General features: G+C 55.7%; 16 protein-coding genes. 10 read left to right on the forward strand and 6 right to left on the reverse strand.

The features are described 5' to 3' along the window. Positions 1-19: 19 nt before the first annotated feature. Positions 20-979, reverse strand: a complete 960-nt coding sequence (locus VSX58_RS05805) for a YbgA family protein (RefSeq protein WP_327617273.1) — start codon at positions 977-979, stop codon at positions 20-22. 282 nt (positions 980-1,261) lie between these two features. Between VSX58_RS05805 and kdpE the strand changes: the two genes are divergently transcribed. Continuing rightward, positions 1,262-1,942: a two-component system response regulator KdpE gene (gene kdpE / locus VSX58_RS05810; RefSeq protein WP_327617274.1), complete on the forward strand. Its 681-nt coding sequence runs from the start codon at positions 1,262-1,264 to the stop codon at positions 1,940-1,942. Between the two features lie 206 nt (positions 1,943-2,148). After that, the gene (locus VSX58_RS05815) at positions 2,149-2,577 is read left to right on the forward strand and encodes an EamA family transporter (protein WP_327617275.1); all 429 of its coding nucleotides are present in this window, start codon (positions 2,149-2,151) and stop codon (positions 2,575-2,577) included. A 140-nt stretch (positions 2,578-2,717) separates the two neighbouring features. Here VSX58_RS05815 and pgm read toward each other — a convergent pair whose 3' ends face one another. Then, the gene (gene pgm / locus VSX58_RS05820; RefSeq protein WP_327617276.1) at positions 2,718-4,361 is read right to left on the reverse strand and encodes a phosphoglucomutase (alpha-D-glucose-1,6-bisphosphate-dependent); all 1,644 of its coding nucleotides are present in this window, start codon (positions 4,359-4,361) and stop codon (positions 2,718-2,720) included. A gap of 28 nt (positions 4,362-4,389) precedes the next feature. Next, positions 4,390-4,917: a replication initiation negative regulator SeqA gene (seqA, locus tag VSX58_RS05825; RefSeq protein ID WP_327617277.1), complete on the reverse strand. Its 528-nt coding sequence runs from the start codon at positions 4,915-4,917 to the stop codon at positions 4,390-4,392. Positions 4,918-5,275: 358 nt separating this feature from the next. Here seqA and ybfF point away from each other — a divergent pair, with 358 nt between their 5' ends. Next, entirely contained in the window at positions 5,276-6,043 is a 768-nt protein-coding gene (ybfF, locus tag VSX58_RS05830; protein WP_327617278.1) for an esterase, read from the forward strand. A gap of 182 nt (positions 6,044-6,225) precedes the next feature. Beyond that, positions 6,226-6,507 carry a LexA regulated protein gene (gene ybfE / locus VSX58_RS05835; protein WP_327617279.1) on the forward strand — a complete coding sequence of 94 codons (282 nt, stop codon included), beginning with the start codon at positions 6,226-6,228 and terminating at the stop codon, positions 6,505-6,507. Between the two features lie 51 nt (positions 6,508-6,558). Here the strand turns inward: ybfE and VSX58_RS05840 are convergent, their stop codons facing one another. Next, positions 6,559-8,229: a methyl-accepting chemotaxis protein gene (locus VSX58_RS05840; protein ID WP_327617280.1), complete on the reverse strand. Its 1,671-nt coding sequence runs from the start codon at positions 8,227-8,229 to the stop codon at positions 6,559-6,561. A gap of 463 nt (positions 8,230-8,692) precedes the next feature. On the opposite strand from VSX58_RS05840, the gene fldA reads away from it, so the two are divergent. Next, complete coding sequence (fldA, locus tag VSX58_RS05845) at positions 8,693-9,220, forward strand: flavodoxin FldA (protein ID WP_327617281.1); 528 nt, start codon at positions 8,693-8,695, stop codon at positions 9,218-9,220. A gap of 334 nt (positions 9,221-9,554) precedes the next feature. Then, positions 9,555-10,004 (forward strand): ferric iron uptake transcriptional regulator, encoded by a 450-nt coding sequence (fur, locus tag VSX58_RS05850; protein ID WP_327614732.1) that lies wholly within the window; start codon positions 9,555-9,557, stop codon positions 10,002-10,004. A 200-nt stretch (positions 10,005-10,204) separates the two neighbouring features. Here fur and glnS read toward each other — a convergent pair whose 3' ends face one another. Beyond that, the gene (gene glnS / locus VSX58_RS05855) at positions 10,205-11,863 is read right to left on the reverse strand and encodes a glutamine--tRNA ligase (protein WP_327617282.1); all 1,659 of its coding nucleotides are present in this window, start codon (positions 11,861-11,863) and stop codon (positions 10,205-10,207) included. Positions 11,864-12,035: 172 nt separating this feature from the next. Beyond that, a complete protein-coding gene (nagE, locus tag VSX58_RS05860) occupies positions 12,036-13,526 on the reverse strand; it encodes an N-acetylglucosamine-specific PTS transporter subunit IIBC (protein ID WP_327617283.1) in 1,491 nt (496 codons plus the stop codon). Between the two features lie 306 nt (positions 13,527-13,832). Between nagE and nagB the strand changes: the two genes are divergently transcribed. From nagB to asnB, 4 genes are all read left to right on the forward strand, one after another. Next, entirely contained in the window at positions 13,833-14,633 is an 801-nt protein-coding gene (nagB, locus tag VSX58_RS05865) for a glucosamine-6-phosphate deaminase (RefSeq protein WP_327617284.1), read from the forward strand. Positions 14,634-14,688: 55 nt separating this feature from the next. Further along, complete coding sequence (nagA, locus tag VSX58_RS05870) at positions 14,689-15,846, forward strand: N-acetylglucosamine-6-phosphate deacetylase (RefSeq protein ID WP_327617533.1); 1,158 nt, start codon at positions 14,689-14,691, stop codon at positions 15,844-15,846. Positions 15,847-15,866: 20 nt separating this feature from the next. Next, positions 15,867-17,099 carry a DNA-binding transcriptional regulator NagC gene (gene nagC, locus VSX58_RS05875; protein WP_327617285.1) on the forward strand — a complete coding sequence of 411 codons (1,233 nt, stop codon included), beginning with the start codon at positions 15,867-15,869 and terminating at the stop codon, positions 17,097-17,099. 312 nt (positions 17,100-17,411) lie between these two features. After that, positions 17,412-19,073 carry an asparagine synthase B gene (gene asnB / locus VSX58_RS05880; RefSeq protein WP_327617286.1) on the forward strand — a complete coding sequence of 554 codons (1,662 nt, stop codon included), beginning with the start codon at positions 17,412-17,414 and terminating at the stop codon, positions 19,071-19,073. Positions 19,074-19,115: the final 42 nt, after the last annotated feature.

A 19,115-nucleotide genomic window follows, 5' to 3' on the forward strand; every position in this document is an offset into this window, starting at 1 on the left:
ATCATCCTCGGGCTATCCGTTAGTGACCGTAGCGCAGCCTTAACGCTTCGGGATAAGGCGCAAAATAACGCTGCCCGGCAAGGTAATCGTCCGGGTATTCCGCCAGGTAATGGTTCAGCAAGGCGATGGGCGCCAGAAGCGGCTGCAGCCCCTGTCGATAGCGATCGATCAGTTGGGCAAGCTCCCGGCGCTGCGGCGCGTTAAGATAAGCGCGGAAATACCCCTGCGCATGCATCAGCACGTTGGTATGGTTGCGCCGCGTCGCCGGGTGAGAGAGGAGTTTCATCAGCCGCAGACGATACTCCCGCGCAAAGTCGTCCAGCGACGTCCATTTATCGATGCCCGCCATAAAGCGCCCCAGCTCGCGGTATTCAGGCTGGGAATGCGCCAGCAGCAGTAATTTATAGCGGCTGTGAAACGCCATCAGCGCCCCGCGATTAAGCCCCTGCCGCCAAAGCTGATGCAATTCATGCAGGGCGTAAACCCGCTCGATGAAGTTTTCCCGCAGCCCCGGATCGTGCAAACGGCCATCCTCTTCTACCGGCAACCAGGGGAGCTGGCGCAGCAACTCCTGCGTAAATAATCCCGTGCCGCTCTTGCGCGCGTTCTTTTGCGACGCGTCATACACCTTGACCCGCTCCATGCCGCAGCTGGGCGATTTAGCGCAGACGATATAGCCGCACAGATGCTGGAGCTGGCCGACCTTCTGGGCGGAAAAGCGCTGCATCTGCGCGGTCACGTCCAGCGGCGAGCCGTTGCTGGCGCGCAGAACTATTTCTTCCGCGGCGTTTTTTACCAGCCGTAACGCCGGACGTGGCACCGGCAGGCCGACGGCCATCTCCGGGCAGACCGCCTCAAACTGGAAATATGGCGACAGCTGCTCGACGGCAAATGCCAGACGCTTGTGTCCGCCGTCAAAGCGAACAGGGTTTCCCAGCAGGCAGGCGCTGATGCCGACCGGAATCTGATCGAATGTCATGATTTGCCCCTTCTAAAAAAATCCGCTCTAACCAGCATAGCGGATCTCGCTTCCACTCAGGGCGATAAATGAAAAAATAAGGTAATAAATCATGTGATTAGTCAGCGAAAAGGTCGAAAACGCGACACGTCTCCCCGCTCATGATCTTCGGTGGCGCATCGGTTAAAATAAAATTCGACAGCGGATTTCGCATAGCGCACAGTTAGCGAATCCCTTGCCGGAGAGGGCCGATATCCGCCCTGAAGGAATCAGACCTGAAGATCCTGAGGAGAACAGAATCCATTGCAGGCCGCCATTTTAATCGTCGAAGATGAAAAAGAGATCCGCCGCTTCGTGCGTCAGGCGCTGGAGAGCGAAGGCTACCGCGTGTATGACGCGGAAACCTTACGGCGCGGCTTGATTGAAGCCGCAACGCGCAAGCCCGAACTGGTTATTCTCGATCTGGGGCTGCCGGACGGCAGCGGCATCGACTATATCCGCGATCTGCGCCAGTGGAGCAGTACGCCGATTATCGTGCTTTCCGCGCGCGCGGACGAGCAAGACAAAATCGATGCGCTGGATGCCGGCGCGGATGACTATCTGACCAAGCCTTTCGGCGTCGGCGAGCTGCTGGCCAGGGCGCGCGTCGCATTACGCCGCCACGGCGCTTCACCGCAGGATACGCCGCAGGTCTGTTTCAGCGGCGTGACCGTTGACCTGGCCAACCGCATCGTCAAACGCGCAGAGCGGGAATTACACCTGACGCCAACCGAATTCCGCCTGCTGGCTACGCTGGTGGCGAACCCGGGCAAGGTGCTGACGCAGCGTCAGCTGCTCACCCAGGTTTGGGGGCCCAACTCGGCGGAACACAGCCATTATCTACGCATCTATATGGGACATCTGCGCCAGAAATTGGAGGACGACCCGGCCCGACCGCGCCATTTCTTGACCGAAACGGCCATAGGTTACCGGTTTATGCCGTGAATCTGGTTATCCGCCCCCACCCGGAGTAACATTTCAGCCTTAAGCTTGCCGGCCAAACCGTAACGGGCGCGGCCGCCATATCCGCGCCGGAATCGGCTTACGCGGTATGTGAAAATGTTTAGACCGGGATGGCGGCCGCAGGTCCATGCCGTCAGCAATCTATTTTATTTCACCGTCCTGTCTATTTTATTCTGGGATCTCACATCATGAGTAGCTGGTTAATCTACGCTCTGCTTTCTGCGCTATGCGCCGCGCTGGTCGCGCTATTTGGCAAAATCGGCCTGCAAAATCTGGACGCCAATACCGCAACGGCGATCCGCGCCGTGGTCATGGCGCTTTTTTTGATCGGCGTCGTCGTCGCGCAAGGGAAAATAGCGTTGGTCGGTGACATTATGGCCAATAAGAAGGCCCTGCTGTTTATTCTTCTCAGCGGCGTGGCCGGCGCCATGTCGTGGCTGTTTTATTTCGTCGCGCTGAAAAACGGCAATGTCGCCCAGGTGGCGCCGATCGATAAGCTCAGCGTGGTATTCGCCGTGGTGCTGGCGGTGTTGCTGCTGGGGGAGAAAATTTCGCTGACGGCCGGCATCGGCGTGGCGCTGATTTCCGCCGGAGCGCTGATGGTGGCGCTGGGGTAAATAAGGCGCCGCAAGCGGCGTTCAAAAACGCAGGCGTTTTTGTAGGAGAAACACGGGGGGGAGGTTTCCGTAAGGACGCCTCCCCCCCGTGGTTGCCCCGAGTATCTCGATCCGACAGACGGGCTCGCCCGATTACATACTTATTTGGCGTTGGCCAGCACGGCGCTGACGATCTCCACCGCTTCTTTCTCTATACGTTCCCGGTGCTCGGCCCCCTGGAAACTTTCGCAGTAGATTTTATAAGCCTCTTCCGTACCGGAAGGACGCGCGGCAAACCAACCGTTATCGGTCATCACCTTCAGTCCGCCGATAGCGGCGCCGTTACCTGGCGCCGCCGTCAGACGCGCGACGATCGGATCGCCGGCCAGCGTACTGGCGGAGACCTGCTCGGGCGACAGCTTGGCCAGCGCCGCTTTTTGCGCATGGGTCGCCGACGCCTGAATACGATTATAGCTGGGCGCCCCGAAGCGTTTCGCCAGTTCGTCGTAATGCTGCTGCGGGTTTTTACCCGTTACCGCGGTGATTTCCGCCGCCAGCAGACACATAATGATGCCGTCTTTATCCGTCGACCACGGCGTGCCGTCGAAGCGCAGGAACGACGCCCCGGCGCTCTCTTCGCCGCCGAAGCCGAAGCTGCCGTCGAACAGTCCGTCGACGAACCACTTGAAGCCGACCGGCACTTCCACCAGCTTACGCCCCAGATCCGCCACGACGCGATCGATCATCGCGCTGGAAACCAGCGTCTTGCCTACCGCCACGGACTCGCCCCACTGAGGACGGTGCCGGAACAGATAGCCGATCGCCACGGCCAGATAATGGTTTGGATTCATCAGGCCGGCAGGCGTGACGATACCATGACGGTCATAGTCGGGATCGTTGGCGAACGCCAGATCGAACTTATCGCGCAGCGCCAGTAACCCGGCCATGGCGGAAACGGACGAACAGTCCATGCGGATCACGCCGTCGTGATCCAGGGTCATAAAGCGGAAAGTCTGATCGATCGCATCATTCACCAGCGTCAGATTCAGCTTGTAATGCTCGGCGATGCGCTGCCAGTAAGCAATGCCGGAGCCGCCCAGCGGGTCGACGCCCAACGTCAGCCCCGCGCGCTGAATCGCCCCCATATCGACCACGTTGGATAACCCTTCGACGTAAGGCTGAACCAAATCCCGTTGGTGGATATAGCCGCTCTTCCAGGCCTGGTCCAGCGTAATGCGTTTAACCCCGCGCAGGTCGTCCGCCAGCAGCGCATTGGCGCGCTGTTCAATCACGCTGGTTACATTGGTATCGGCAGGGCCGCCGTTCGGCGGATTGTACTTGATGCCGCCGTCTTCGGGCGGATTGTGAGACGGCGTAATCACAATGCCGTCGGCCAGCGCGCCGCCTTCACGGTTATGCGTCAGAATGGCGTTGGAGACCGCCGGCGTCGGCGTAAAGCCGTTATCCTGCTGGACGATAATATCCACGCCGTTTGCCGCCAGCACTTCCAGAACCGAAATAAAAGCCGGTTCGGATAGCGCATGCGTATCTTTCCCGACGTAGCACGGTCCGGTTACGCCCTGCTTGCTGCGCTCTTCCGCGATGGCCTGCGCTATCGCCAGAATATGCGCCTCATTGAAGCTATGGCGTCCCGCGCTGCCGCGATGGCCGGAAGTGCCGAACTTAACCGCATGCGCCGCATTTCCAATCTCCGGACGCAGAACATAGTATTGTGACGTCAACTGAGCCACATTGATTAAATCGCTTTGCCGGGTAGGCTGTCCGGCTCTTGGATGATTAGCCATTGGCGTTTCTCTCTGACGCTGTCATGAATTAGATGGTTCCGCAAACTTTCTCTGTCAACTCCGCCGGGAACTGCATCGCCAGCATGATGTGTTCAATCATGCTGCGTTTGCGGCCGGTGTTGGTGTTGGTTATAACCCAGTATGGCGTGCCCGGAATATGCTTGGGCTTGGTATGCGTGCCATTCTGCAGTAGCGTTTGCTGGTCGCCCGCGAAATAGACCCGCGTACGGCCGTGAAGCGATTCCGTCGCCAGCGCGAATTCCTGCGGCGACAGAAGATACAGTGAGGACAATACCAGCATGAAGCGATTAATCGCCTTATGCTGCTCGGCGTATTCATCCGATAACAGGAGCTCGCGCATTGCCCGCACCCGGTCGCCAGGACGCGAGGATAAGGCGGGCTGCGCCTCTGCCGCGACGTCCGCCGGCTTCGCGGCGGACTGACCGGCGGTAAACTTCAGCATACGCCGTAAAATATCCGATGCGCTTTCACCGATGTGCTGCGTGTGGCTGGCGATATAACGATAAAGCTCTTCGTCGACCTCAATAGTTTTCATCTTTATCCAATACTGTTTAATACCCAATCGGTTTCAAGAGGCAGGACAAAACGTTGTCGTTTTGAAGAGCGCATTCGGCCGCCTCAGCGAAGCGAGACCCGCAAAGGGGCGAGCCATTCAGCAAGACAAGCGCCTGCAACTTAAAAATATGAAGGGTATATTACTTATATCAATCGTCAAGAAGTATACAGGCGAATAACGGCGCTCGAACAGCGACAGAACGCAAACAAGGCAAAACTCGGATTATGCCTTGCTATTTCTGTGCCCGACGATGCGATTATGCCCGCGTCTTCCGCGGTAACCCAATGTTGTAGACTCATGATACCCTAAGCGCCTGTATCCCTGAATGAACTTCACCATGAAATTAAATTATCGCTGGCGTGATGCGCTCCGGCCTGAAGGCAAGTCACCCGTGGTGCTTATTCACGGCCTGTTCGGCAATCTGGATAATCTTGGCGTCCTGGGCAGGGATCTGCAGAGCCGGCGCGATGTGTTGCAGCTTGATCTGCGTAATCACGGCCTATCGCCGCGTTCGCCGCAGATGACCTATCCGGCAATGGCGCAGGACGTTGTGGAATTGCTGGATGAGTTAAACATTGAGCGGGCGGTGGTTATCGGTCATTCCATGGGCGGCAAGGTGGCGATGGCGCTCAGCGCGCTGGCGCCGCAACGGCTGGAAAGGCTGGTGGCGATCGATATCGCGCCGGTCGATTATCAAAGGCGCGGACATGATGACGTGTTTCGCGCGCTACGCGCCGTCTCCGATGCCGGCATCGCCTCTCGCCCGGAGGCCGCCGCCCTGATGCGTCAATATCTGCAGGAAGAAGACGTTATCCAGTTTTTGCTGAAATCGTTCCAGCAGGGGGAATGGCGGTTCAATGTCGCGGCGCTGTGGGATCAATACCCAAACATCGTCGGCTGGCGGGAGCTTGCCGCCTGGCGGGGGCCGATTTTATTTATTCGCGGCGAAAACTCGCCCTATCTGGATGACAAATACCGCGACGCCCTGCTGCGCCAGTTCCCGATGGCCCGGGCATATAGGGTGAGCGGCGCGGGACACTGGGTTCACGCGGAGAAACCAGAGACGGTCTTGCGCGCCATTCATCGTTTCCTCGACGCGGGCTAATCGGCAAGCGCCGATGATTAACCGTTGTCGCCGCCAGCACCGCTGGGGTATGATGGCGCCCGCAGTAGAGAGACGGCTGATTCAGCTACAGGCATTGTAACCACATCATCAAAATGTACGCGACCTATGCCACATCGGCAGCGTGCGCATTTTGGTCCGAATACCTTGCAGCATCATTACCTATGGCAAAAGAACAAACGGATCGTACTACGCTGGATCTGTTCGCAGACGAGCGTCGGCCGGGCCGCCCGAAGACCAATCCGCTTTCACGAGACGAACAGTTAAGAATCAATAAGCGCAATCAGCTACGGCGCGACAAAGTTCGCGGACTGCGGCGGGTAGAATTAAAAATGAACAGCGAGGCGGTCGAAATACTTAACGGCCTGGCTGCGCGGCGCAATATCAGCCGTAGCGAACTTATTGAAGAGATATTGCTGGCGCAGCTGTCCGGCGCAAAAAGCTGAACAGCCGCGCTTCCCGGCGGCGCGGCATCGTCCCCGACGCCGCAACGTTAATCAGAATTTTTCCCAGTTATCATTTCCGGACGGCAACGCCTTTTGGACCGTCGCCGCTGCCGCGGCCTTAGGAGCGGCCTTTGCCGGGGCGATGACTCCCCGCGGGGAATGCTGTTCGGAGAGTTGGAACAGTGAAACGGTTTGATTCAGCAGCGCGGCCTGTTCTTCCAGCGACAGCGCCGCGGCCGAAGCCTGTTCGACCAGCGCCGCATTCTGCTGCGTCACGCTATCCATTTCGGCCACCGCCTGCCCGACCTGCGCGATCCCCTTGCTCTGCTCTTCCGATGCCGAGGCGATCTCCCCCATGATGTCGGTTACGTTGGTCACCGCGCGTACGATTTCGTGCATGGTATCGCCGGCGTCGGCAACCAGATGAGAGCCGGTATCCACGCATCTGACGGACTCCGCGATCAGCCCTTCGATCTCTTTGGCCGCCTGTGCGCTGCGTTGCGCCAGGCTGCGCACCTCGCCCGCCACCACGGCGAAACCGCGGCCTTGCTCGCCCGCGCGGGCGGCCTCCACGGCGGCGTTCAGCGCCAGGATGTTGGTTTGAAAAGCGATGCCGTTAATCACGGTGGTGATCTCGGCGATTTTCCGCGAGCTGTTGGAAATTTCCGACATGGTTTGCACCACGTTATCAACGATGCCGCCCCCCTTCTTCGCCGTTGTCGAAGCCTGCAGGGCCAACTGACTGGCATGATTGGCATTTTCGGCGTTCTGTTTCACCGTCGCGGTCAACTGCTCCATGCTGGCGGCGGTCTCTTCCAGCGCGGAAGCCTGCTGTTCGGTACGTGACGACAGATCGTTATTTCCGGCGGCGATCTCCGAAGCGCCCTGATAAATGGAGTCGGTGCTATTTCTGATGGTGCTGACCGTGTTCGCCAGGCTGGTTTGCATTTCACGCAACAGAGGGAATAGTTTGCCGACGCAGTTGCGGCCGAAATCCGCAATCGGTTTGCCCAACTGGCCGGAGGCGATGACGCCGAAGTGATCGCGCAAATCGTTCAACGGCCGCACCAAAAACTTCACCAGATAGCGATCGGTTAAGAACAGCATCGCCAGACCAATAACCAAACCCGTCAGCAAAATGCTTTGGCCAATTTTCGTGATCTGCTCAAAACGAATACCGGCGGCGACGAACTTCTCCGAACCGGCGGTACTGAACGCGGTCAGCGACGCCCCAAACTGGCGGCTCAACGGAGGAACGACGGTTTTCGCCTGAACATAATAGTCGTCCAGCGCGCGCGCCGCCGCTTTCTGATATAGAGGCTCGACCCCCTGAGTAATCAAATTGCTCCAATCCCGACTCACCGCCTGAACCAGCGCGTCGCTCAATCCGGCATGATCGACGGCGTTAAATGCGGCCAGCCCGGATTTCAGGGCATTAAGCGCATTCAGCGCCGACGCCTGTTCCTTATCCGCCGTTTCGTCATCACCATTCTGGCGGGCATCGACGGCGCGGGCCAGGCGCGTAACCATGCGAAAATATTGATCGTTGCCTTGATTAATAAAGTTTAAGTTTTCCACTAACAGACCGCTGAGTTTGGATGTCGCCGTCATCTCCTTGAAAGAAAATAGGGTATATAGCGATACGCCGCCCCACAGTACGCAGAAAGTGCCAAGCACCCACAGCATGGCCGTCCTGATGGCAATATTTTTTAAAAATTTCATAGCTTACTCCAGACTTAAGGCACGAATGAAAAGGAAGTTTTTTGCTATTAATCGACAGTAAAACAGTGGAAATTCATATTAATAGGCTATCGCCACCTCAACCCGACGCAAAAACGCGCTCATGTTGAAACAGATTTAATCCCGCTTGTTAATCGACAAAACACCGGGAATATTTAGAGACGGGACGGTACTTACGCGGCTTATTTTCTATTCTTTGAACAACCTCATAACTTTCAATAAACATAAGTTTTTTTTCTCCATACGCCGTGCCGCCGAAAAAATTCAAACAGGAACGGGTTTTTGACGCCGCCAGCGGCGCAAATTCGCCCCGACAAAATACATGCCGCTATTTGCCTATCCTTACCGATACGAGTTTCTCATGCGCAAAGTGTCTGTTATTATTAGCCGATAAGCGGGTAATACACGGCACCTTATCATTAAGAATCAAGAGGTTATTCAATTCATGGCACTCATAGGAATTTTCTTTGGCAGTGACACCGGCAATACCGAGAACATTGCCAAGACCATCCAGCAGCAACTGGGGACCGACGTTGCCGAAGTTCATGACATCGCCAAAAGCAGTAAAGAAGATCTTGAAGCTTTCGATATTTTACTGCTGGGTATCCCTACCTGGTACTACGGGGAAGCCCAGTGCGACTGGGATGACTTTTTCCCCACGCTGGAAGAAATTGATTTTACCGGTAAGCTGGTCGCCCTGTTCGGCTGCGGCGATCAGGAAGACTATGCGGAGTACTTCTGCGACGCGATGGGCACCATCCGCGATATTATTGAACCGCGCGGCGCGACCATCGTTGGACACTGGCCGACGGAAGGCTATTACTTTGAAGCCTCCAAAGGCCTGGCGGACGATAACCACTTCATCGGTTTAGCCATCGACGAAGATCGTCAGCCCGAACTGACCAGCGAGCGCGTCACCGCCTGGGTAAAGCAGATCGGCGAAGAGTTGAACCTGAAGGAACTGGTCGGCTAAAACGGACGCCTGGCTCTGACCGCCTCCATCGTCGGAGCCAGATCAATCAATAGGAGAAGCCTTTCATAAAGATTGATACATTTTTTTAACTTCCTTCCATAACCATGTACAATACCCACATCGGTCTTGTGCATTCAACTGGCGCCGCCCATTTACCAACAATGTATTGCATGATACATCCGTATAGTGTGTGGGAATAATTTTGTTAACATTCCATTGTTTTCATTTTGAATGCACGGTTCTATAATTGGAGCGCTTTTACATTTTTTAAGCCGACCGATGTCATAGGCTAAATCGCCTCCATTGATCAAGTAAGCAACAGGACTAAATCCGCATGACTGACAATAACACCGCATTAAAGAAGGCCGGCCTGAAAGTCACTCTTCCAAGACTGAAAATCCTGGAAGTGCTGCAGGACCCAGAGTGCCATCACGTCAGTGCGGAAGATTTATATAAAAAACTGATTGATATGGGTGAAGAGATCGGTTTGGCGACCGTCTACCGCGTATTGAATCAGTTTGATGATGCTGGAATCGTAACCCGTCATAATTTTGAAGGCGGTAAATCGGTTTTCGAACTGACGCAGCAACATCATCATGACCATCTGATTTGCCTGGATTGCGGCAAAGTCATTGAGTTCCGTGATGAATATATCGAAACACGCCAACGCGAAATCGCGGAAAGACATGGCATCAAACTGACCAACCACAGTTTGTATCTGTATGGTCATTGCAGCGCCGGGGATTGTCGTGAAGACGAAACCCTGCACGATGCAAAAAGATAAATCAACCGCATAAAAAATCGCCGGGAGCGGTTTTTAACGTCGCGCGCGACGGCTCTCATGGATGAGACGCATAAGAACCGCCGGAAGCCATGCTCCATGTCGCCGGCGCCGGTCCGAAAGGCGATGGACAGATCGTCGTCATAAAATAAAACCGCCAAGGCGGTTTTATTTTTATTTCCTGCCGTGAACCGAATTCCCGGTTATCCCACCCAGGTATCCCGCAAGCCTACCGTCCGGTTAAACACCAAATGCTGTGAGCTGGAATAAACCCGATCGGCGCAGAAGTAGCCTTCGCGCTCAAACTGATACGCTTTTTCCGCTTCGGCCTGCGCCATACCGGCCTCGACAAAGCCATGAGCCACCGTCAGCGATTGCGGGTTGATGGTCGCCAGAAAATCTTCCGCCGCGCCGGGATTCTCCACGCTGAACAAGCGATCATACAGCCGGAACTCCGCCGGCAGGCCATGCGCTACCGACACCCAGTGAATCACCCCTTTTACCTTGCGTCCGTCAGCCGGATCTTTGCTTAAGGTATCCGGATCGTAGCTGCAGTAGATAGTGACGATGTTACCCTGCTCGTCTTTATCGATATGCTCCGCCTTAATCACGTAAGCGTTGCGCAGGCGAACTTCTTTGCCCAACACCAGGCGTTTATATTGTTTATTGGCCGACTCGCGGAAATCCGCGCGGTCGATATAGACTTCGCGGCTAAACCCCACCTGACGGGTGCCCATTTCCGGTTTATTCGGATGGTTCGGCATCGTCACCCACTCTTCATGCCCCTCAGGCAGGTTTTCAATCACCACCTTCACCGGATCGAGCACCGCCATGGCGCGCGGCGCATTTTCATTCAGATCGTCGCGCACGCAGGATTCCAGAGCCGCCATTTCAACATTGTTATCCTGCTTGGTTACCCCGATGCGATAGCAGAATTCACGAATAGAGGCGGCGCTGTAGCCGCGGCGGCGCAAACCGGAAATCGTCGGCATGCGCGGGTCGTCCCAGCCTTCGACGATCTTTTCCGTCACCAGCAGGTTCAGCTTACGCTTGGACATAATGGCGTATTCAAGATTCAGGCGGGAGAACTCATACTGGCGCGGATGGCAGGGTATGGTGATGTTATCCAGCACCCAGTCGTACAAACGGCGGTTATCCTGAAACTCCAGCGTGCACAGCGAGTGGGTGACGCCTTCCAGCGCATCGGAAATGCAGTGGGTGAAATCATACATCGGGTAGATGCACCACTTGTCGCCGGTCTGATGGTGTTCGGCAAACTTGATGCGATACAAAACCGGATCGCGCATCACGATAAACGACGATGCCATATCGATTTTGGCGCGCAGGCAGGCGGTTCCTTCCGCAAAGCCGCCGTTGCGCATTTTTTCGAACAGCGCCAGGTTTTCCTCCACGCTGCGATCGCGGTACGGGCTATTTTTACCCGGCGACGTCAGCGTACCGCGATATTCGCGGATCTGCTCCGGCGTCAGTTCATCGACGTACGCCAGCCCCTTGCCGATCAGCTCAACCGCATAGTGGTGCAGCTGGTCGAAATAATCGGAGGAGTAGCGAACGTCGCCGCTCCATGAGAAGCCCAGCCAGTTAACATCTCGCTTGATTGACTCAACGTATTCAATATCTTCTTTGACCGGATTGGTATCATCGAAACGCAGATTGCATTTCCCCTGATAATCCTGGGCAATGCCGAAATTCAGGCAAATGGACTTGGCATGCCCGATATGCAGGTAACCGTTAGGCTCCGGCGGAAAACGCGTCTGAATATGGTCATGCTTACCGGATGCCAGATCTTCATCAATAATCTGACGGATAAAGTTGGTTGGGCGGGCTTCAGCCTCACTCATTCTTGATTCCTCAATGCTAAAACGACATATAACCGCTAATGATCCAACAAGCCACGTCGGGAAACAACCGTTAGTTTCATTAAAAAAAAGAAACGGGATGAGCGCGCACGCTCATCCCGCCAATTTATCTTACGCCGCGTTATTCGGATAGGGGGCAAAACGCGCGCCGGCGCTACTCCTCGCAGGCTTTCTTCAGCGCGGAAGCTATCGACTCAGCCTGCGTGCCGACGACAATCTGCACGCTCTGTTTATTCAGGCGAATCACGCCGGCCGCGCCGAGCTTCCCGGCCAGGGCGTCATCCACCCGGGCGGCATCAACCACGCTCAAGCGCAGTCGGGTGATGCAGGAGTCAATCCCGACCAGATTCTCTTTACCGCCGATAGCCCGTAGATAGCCGCGTCCCAGCGCCTGCGTTTCGCCGGATGCCGAAGAGGCCGCGGTATTGGTATCATAGCCGTCGGCTTCGCCGCCGCTCACCGCCGGTTCACGCCCCGGCGTCAGCAAATTGAAGCGCGTAATGGTGAAGCGGAACGTCAGGTAATAAATGACGAAAAAGACCAGCCCCATCGGTATCAGCATATACCACTGCGTTGCCAGCGGATTGCGGGATGAGAGCACCATATCCACCAGCCCGGCGCTGAAGCCGAAGCCCGCAATCCAATGCATACTGGCGGCAATAAACGCCGCAATGCCGGTCATCACCGCATGCAGGAAATAGAGCGCCGGCGCCACGAACATAAAGGAGAACTCCAGCGGTTCGGTAATACCGGTGAAAAATGCGGCAAATGACGCGGCAAGCATAATCCCGCCGATCTTGCCTCTGTTTTCGGGGCGGGAGCAGTGGTAAATCGCTAACGCCGCGCCGGGCAGGCCAAACATCATGATGGGGAAGAATCCGGCCTGATAGCGGCCGGTCACGCCGGCCACGGCTTTACCGGCGTCGATCGACTGCTGTCCGGCCAGGAAATTGGGGATATCGTTAATACCCGCCACATCAAACCAGAACACCGAGTTCAAAGCGTGATGCAGCCCCACCGGCAGCAGCAGCCGGTTAAAGAACGCGTAAATGCCGGCGCCAACCGAGCCTAGCTGCTGAATGTATTCGCCGAAAGAGACCAGGGCGCTATAAATAACCGGCCAGACATACATCAGGATGAATGCAACCAGAATCATCAGAAACGAGGTGACGATAGGAACCAGACGGCGTCCGCTAAAGAAAGAGAGCGCTTTCGGCAATTCGACCTGGCTAAAACGGTTATACAATTCGGCGGAGATGATCCCCACCAGAATCCCCACGAATTGATTCTTGATATGGCCGAATGCCGCGGGCACCTGCTCCACCGGAATGCGATTAATCATGGCGACCGCATCCGGCGAACAGAGCGTCGTCAGGACCAGATACCCGACGAACCCCGCCAGAGCGGCGGCGCCGTCTTTATCTTTCGACAAACCGTAAGCGATGCCTACCGCAAACAAAACGTCCATATTCCCGATAATGGCCGAGCCGGATTTAATAAACAGCGCGGCCAAAGCATTTTCGCCGCCCCAGGCAACCGGATCGATCCAGTAGCCGACCCCCATCAGGATCGCGGCAGCGGGCAGCGTCGCGACAGGCACCATCAGCGCCCGACCAACCTTTTGTAAATAGCCAAGAATACTCACGTTTCCTCTCTTTACCCTAATTGGGGCGACAACCGCCCGTTAAACCAGCTCGCTGTCTGCTAAGCGACAGCATGCAATCCCGGCGCGGAGTGTATGCAAAATATTTCGCTACGCAAATTATCACCGAATATTATGTGATTAAAATCACCAAAAAATCACATACAAAAAGTTTATACCTAAATAAAAGGCCATCTTATTTCAAGATAAAAAAAAACAGGCTAAACTACCGCCAGTTTTATCTCAACGCTGAAAAATCGTCGATGACGCCATTCAGTCGAATCCTACTGAAAAACCAGGAGAGCACCGATGAGACTCATTCCCCTGACCACCCCGGTTGAAGTCGGTAAATGGGCGGCCCGCTATATCGCCCAGAGAATCAACGCGTTCAACCCCAGCGCCGCGCGCCCTTTCGTGTTGGGCCTTCCCACCGGCAGCTCGCCGCTGGAGGCGTATAAGGCGCTGGTGGCAATGCATCAAGCCGGACAGGTGAGCTTTAAGCACGTCGTCACGTTCAATATGGACGAATATGTCGGCCTGCCCGAAGATCATCCGGAAAGCTACCGCAGCTTCATGCATCGCAACTTTTTCGATCACGTTGATATTCCAAAAGAAAACATTAACCTATTGAACGGTAACGCCGAGGATATCGACGCAGAGTGCCGCCGCTACGAAGAGAAAATGAAGTCTTACGGCAAAATCCATCTGTTTATGGGGGGAGTCGGCAACGACGGGCATATCGCCTTCAATGAACCGGCCTCTTCCCTGGCCTCCCGCACCCGAATCAAAACCCTAACGGAAGAGACGCGTATCGCCAACTCCCGCTTCTTTAACGACGACGTGAATCTGGTGCCGAAATATGCCCTGACGGTGGGCGTCGGGACGCTGCTGGATGCCGAAGAAGTGATGATCCTGGTCAGCGGACGCAACAAAGCGCTGGCGCTGCAGGCGGCGGTAGAGGGAAACGTGAATCATATGTGGACCATCAGCTGTCTGCAGCTGCACGCTAAGGCCATCATGGTGTGCGACGAGCCGTCCACCATGGAACTGAAAGTCAAAACCGTTAAATACTTTCGAGAATTAGAAACGGAAAATATGAAAAACCTTTAATCTATGCCGCGTAAATGTACAGGTGAAAGAGAAAGGACATAGCAAGGAGTTGATGATGTACGCCTTAACAAATGGCCGAATTTATACCGGCCACCAGGTACTGGATAATCATGCCGTTATCATCGCCGATGGCGTGATCGATCGCGTTTGTCCGATCGGCGAACTGGCCGACGGGCTGGAAAGGGTCGACCTCGGCGGCGCGCTGCTCGCGCCCGGATTTATCGATCTACAGCTAAACGGCTGCGGCGGCGTGCAGTTTAACGATTCTCTGGAGTCCATTTCCGTTCAGACGCTGGAGATAATGCAGCAGGCCAATCAGAAATCCGGCTGCACCAGCTTTCTGCCGACGCTTATCACCTGTAGCGATGAATTGATGAAACATGGCGTAGAGGTGATGCGCGCCTATCTGGCGCAACACAAAAACCAGGCGCTGGGTCTGCACCTTGAGGGGCCGTGGTTAAACGAGCGCAAAAAAGGTACGCACAACGCGGCGTTTATTCGCCTGCCGACGCCGGAACTGGTGGATTTTCTGTGTAAGAATGCGGACGTCGTCAGCCAGATCACCCTGGCGCCGGAAAAGGCCCCCGCAGCGGTCATCCGTCAGTTGACCGAAGCCGGCATCATGGTTTCCGCCGGCCACTCCAATGCGACCTGGGCCGAAGCCAAACAAGGCTTCGCCTCCGGTATCCGCTTTGCGACCCACCTGTTCAACGCCATGCCGTATATCACCGGCCGTGAGCCAGGTCTGGTCGGCGCGGTCTATGACGCGCCCGAGATTTATTGCGGCATCATTGCCGACGGCTTCCACGTGGACTGGGCCAACATTCGCAACAGTAAACGCATCAAGGGGGAAAAACTGGTGCTGGTCACCGATGCCACCGCTCCCGCAGGTTCGGATATAGACCAGTTCATTTTTGCCGGCAAACCCATATACTGTCGCGACGGCCGGTGCGTGGATGAAAACGGAACCCTCAGCGGCTCTGCGCTCACCATGATAGACGCGGTGCGCAACAGCGTCGAACAGGCGGGGATCCCGTTGGATGAGGCGCTCAGAATGGCGACGCTATACCCCGCCCGCGCTATCGGTCTGGACAGCCGTCTGGGAAGCATTGAAAGCGGTAAAGTCGCTAACCTGACCGTTTTTGATCGCGATTATCGCATTCTCAAAACCTTGGTTAACGGCAACGATACGTTGGCGGCGACAACGAATTGACCTTACGAGAGTAATTTTTCATGACCATTGGCGGACAGGCGCAGATAGGGAATATCGATCTGGTTAAACAATTAAACAGCGCGATCGTATACCGCCTGATTGACCAGCAGGGCCCCATTTCGCGCATACAGATAGCGGAACAGAGCCAGCTTGCTCCCGCCAGCGTCACAAAAATCACCCGTCAGCTGCTGGAGCGCGGGTTAATCAAAGAAGTGGATCAGCAAGCCTCGACCGGCGGCAGGCGCGCCATCTCCATCGTGAGCGAAACGCGCCCGTTTCATACCATCGCCGTGCGTCTCGGCCGCCACGACGCCACCATCGCGCTGTATGATTTACAGGGAAAGTCGCTTGGGGAAGAGCACTACGCGCTGCCGGAAAAAACGCAGGAGAGCGTGGAAACCGCCCTGTTTGCCGCCATCGAACATTTTCTGCATCATTACCGGCCGCGTATCCGCGAGCTGATCGCCATTTCCGTGGCGGTGCCCGGCCTGGTCGACCCGACGGCGGGCGTTATCCGCTATATGCCGCATATCAGCGTCGATAACTGGCCGCTGGTGGAGAATATCCGGCGCCGTTTCCGCGTCGCCAGCTTTGTGGGTCACGATATTCGCAGCCTGGCGCTGGCGGAGCATTACTTCGGCGTAACGATGGACTCGCCGGATTCGATCCTGGTGCGGGTTCATCGCGGCGTCGGCGCCGGTATTCTGGTTAACGGACAGATATTTCTCGGCAGCAAAGGCAACGTCGGCGAAATCGGCCATATCCAGATCGATCCGCTGGGGGAGCGCTGTCACTGCGGTAATTTCGGCTGTCTGGAAACGGCCGTCTCCAACGTCGCCATCGAACAGCGGGTGCGGCGCTTATTGCAACAAGGCTACCCGGGGAAATTATCTCCGGATAACTGCGCGATTGACGCGATTTGCCAAGCCGCCAACCGCGGCGACGCGCTGGCGCGCGAAGTTATTGAACACGCGGGGCGATATCTGGGCCAAGCGGTGTCGATCGCCATCAACCTATTCAATCCGCAAAAGGTAGTGATCGCCGGAGAAATTACCGCCGCCGCAAAAATTTTGCTGCCCGCCATTCAACGCAGTATTAATGCTCAGGCGCTGAAGGGCTTTAGGGACGATCTCCCCGTTGAAGTATCCGGCCTGAATCATCTTTCCGCCATTGGCGCCTTTGCGCTGGTGAAACGCGCGATGCTAAACGGCGCGCTGCTGCAATATTTGCTGGAAGCGTCCCATACCCCATAGATTCCGCGAGGGCGGATAATGCCCCAAACATAAGGTCATGTTATGGAATCACTAAAAATACGGCGATTCCGCGGATGATATTTATCGATTATTCATTAAAACACCGCATATATTATTCAAACGTCATTCACATGGCTTTTTTCATTAGATGATATTGAATTCTTATAGCGTTTTGATGCTAAATCAGTGTCACTGATACAGCATTTGCCATCATGATGCGGAAAAAGCGGCGTGCAATATTGGCGTCCGTGAATCGCATCCGATCTGAAACATTCTTCGTCTGGCTAAGCCGGCGAGCTAAGGGAGTTATCTATGTGTTCTATTTTCGGTGTGCTTGATCTGAAAACCGACCCGGTTGAAATGCGCAAAAAAGCGCTGGAATTATCGCGATTAATGCGCCATCGCGGACCCGACTGGTCCGGCATCTATGACAGCGAGCATGCCATTCTGGCCCATGAGCGTCTGTCTATCGTCGACGTAAACACCGGCGCTCAACCGCTTTACAACGCAAAACGCACCCATGTTCTGGCGGTCAACGGCGAAATTTACAACCATCAGGAACTGCGTCAGCAATATGCCGACCGCTATGAGTTCCAGACCGGTTCCGACTGCGAAGTCATCCTGGCCCTGTATCAGGAAAAAGGCGCGGATTTTCTCGACGACCTGCGCGGCATGTTCGCCTTCGCGCTCTACGACAACGAAAAAGACGCTTACCTGATCGGCCGCGATCACCTGGGCATCATCCCGCTGTATATGGGCTACGATGAACACGGAAACTTTTACGTCGCATCTGAAATGAAGGCGCTGGTTCCCGTATGCCGCACCATCAAAGAGTTCCCGGCCGGCAGCTACCTGTGGAGCAAGGATGGAGAGATCCGCGAATACTATCACCGCGACTGGTTCGATTATGAAAATGTAAAAGATAACGTAACCGACGCCGACGCCCTGCGCGATGCGCTGGAAGAGTCGGTAAAAAGCCATCTGATGTCCGATGTGCCTTACGGCGTGCTGCTCTCCGGCGGTCTGGATTCTTCCGTTATCTCCGCCATCACGAAAAAATACGCCGCTCGTCGCGTTGAAGACGGCGAGCGCAGCGAAGCCTGGTGGCCGCAGCTGCACTCCTTCGCCGTCGGCCTGAAAGGCGCGCCGGACTTAAAAGCCGCGCAGGAAGTCGCCGACCACCTGGGGACGGTTCACCATGAAATTCACTTTACCGAGCAGGAAGGGCTGGATGCGATCCGCGACGTGATTTATCACATTGAAACCTATGATGTGACGACGATTCGCGCCTCTACGCCGATGTACCTGATGTCCCGTAAAATTAAAGCGATGGGCATTAAAATGGTTCTGTCCGGCGAAGGCTCCGATGAAGTGTTCGGCGGTTACCTCTATTTCCACAAAGCGCCGAACGCCAAAGAGCTGCACGAAGAAACCGTGCGTAAGCTGCTGGCGCTGCACCAATATGACTGCGCCCGCGCCAACAAGGCGATGTCGGCGTGGGGCGTGGAAGCGCGCGTGCCGTTCCTGGATAAAAAATTCCTTGATGTGGCGATGCGCATCAACCCGCGCGATAAAATGTGCGGCAACGGCAAAATGGAAAAACATATCCTGCGCGAATGCTTCGCCCCGTACTTGCCGCACAGCGTGGCATGGCGCCAGAAAGAGCAGTTCTCCGACGGCGTAGGCTACAGCTGGATTGATACGTTGAAAGCGGTCGCCGCCCAGCAAATCAGCGACCAGCAGATGGAAACCGCCCACTTCCGTTTCCCGTACAACACGCCGACTTCCAAAGAAGGCTATCTGTACCGTGAAATCTTTGAAGAGCTGTTCCCGGTGCCGAGCGCCGCGGAATGCGTGCCGGGAGGCCCTTCCGTCGCCTGTTCTTCGGCGAAAGCCATTGAGTGGGATGAATCGTTCAAGAAAATGGACGATCCTTCAGGCCGTGCGGTGGGCGTGCACCAGTCCGCGTACTAATCACCCATTCGGTTTTTACCTCGATAACGGGCCGCACAGGCC

It is taken from the genome of Brenneria populi (assembly GCF_036016195.1).
GTDB classification, from domain to species: Bacteria; Pseudomonadota; Gammaproteobacteria; order Enterobacterales; family Enterobacteriaceae; genus Brenneria; species Brenneria populi.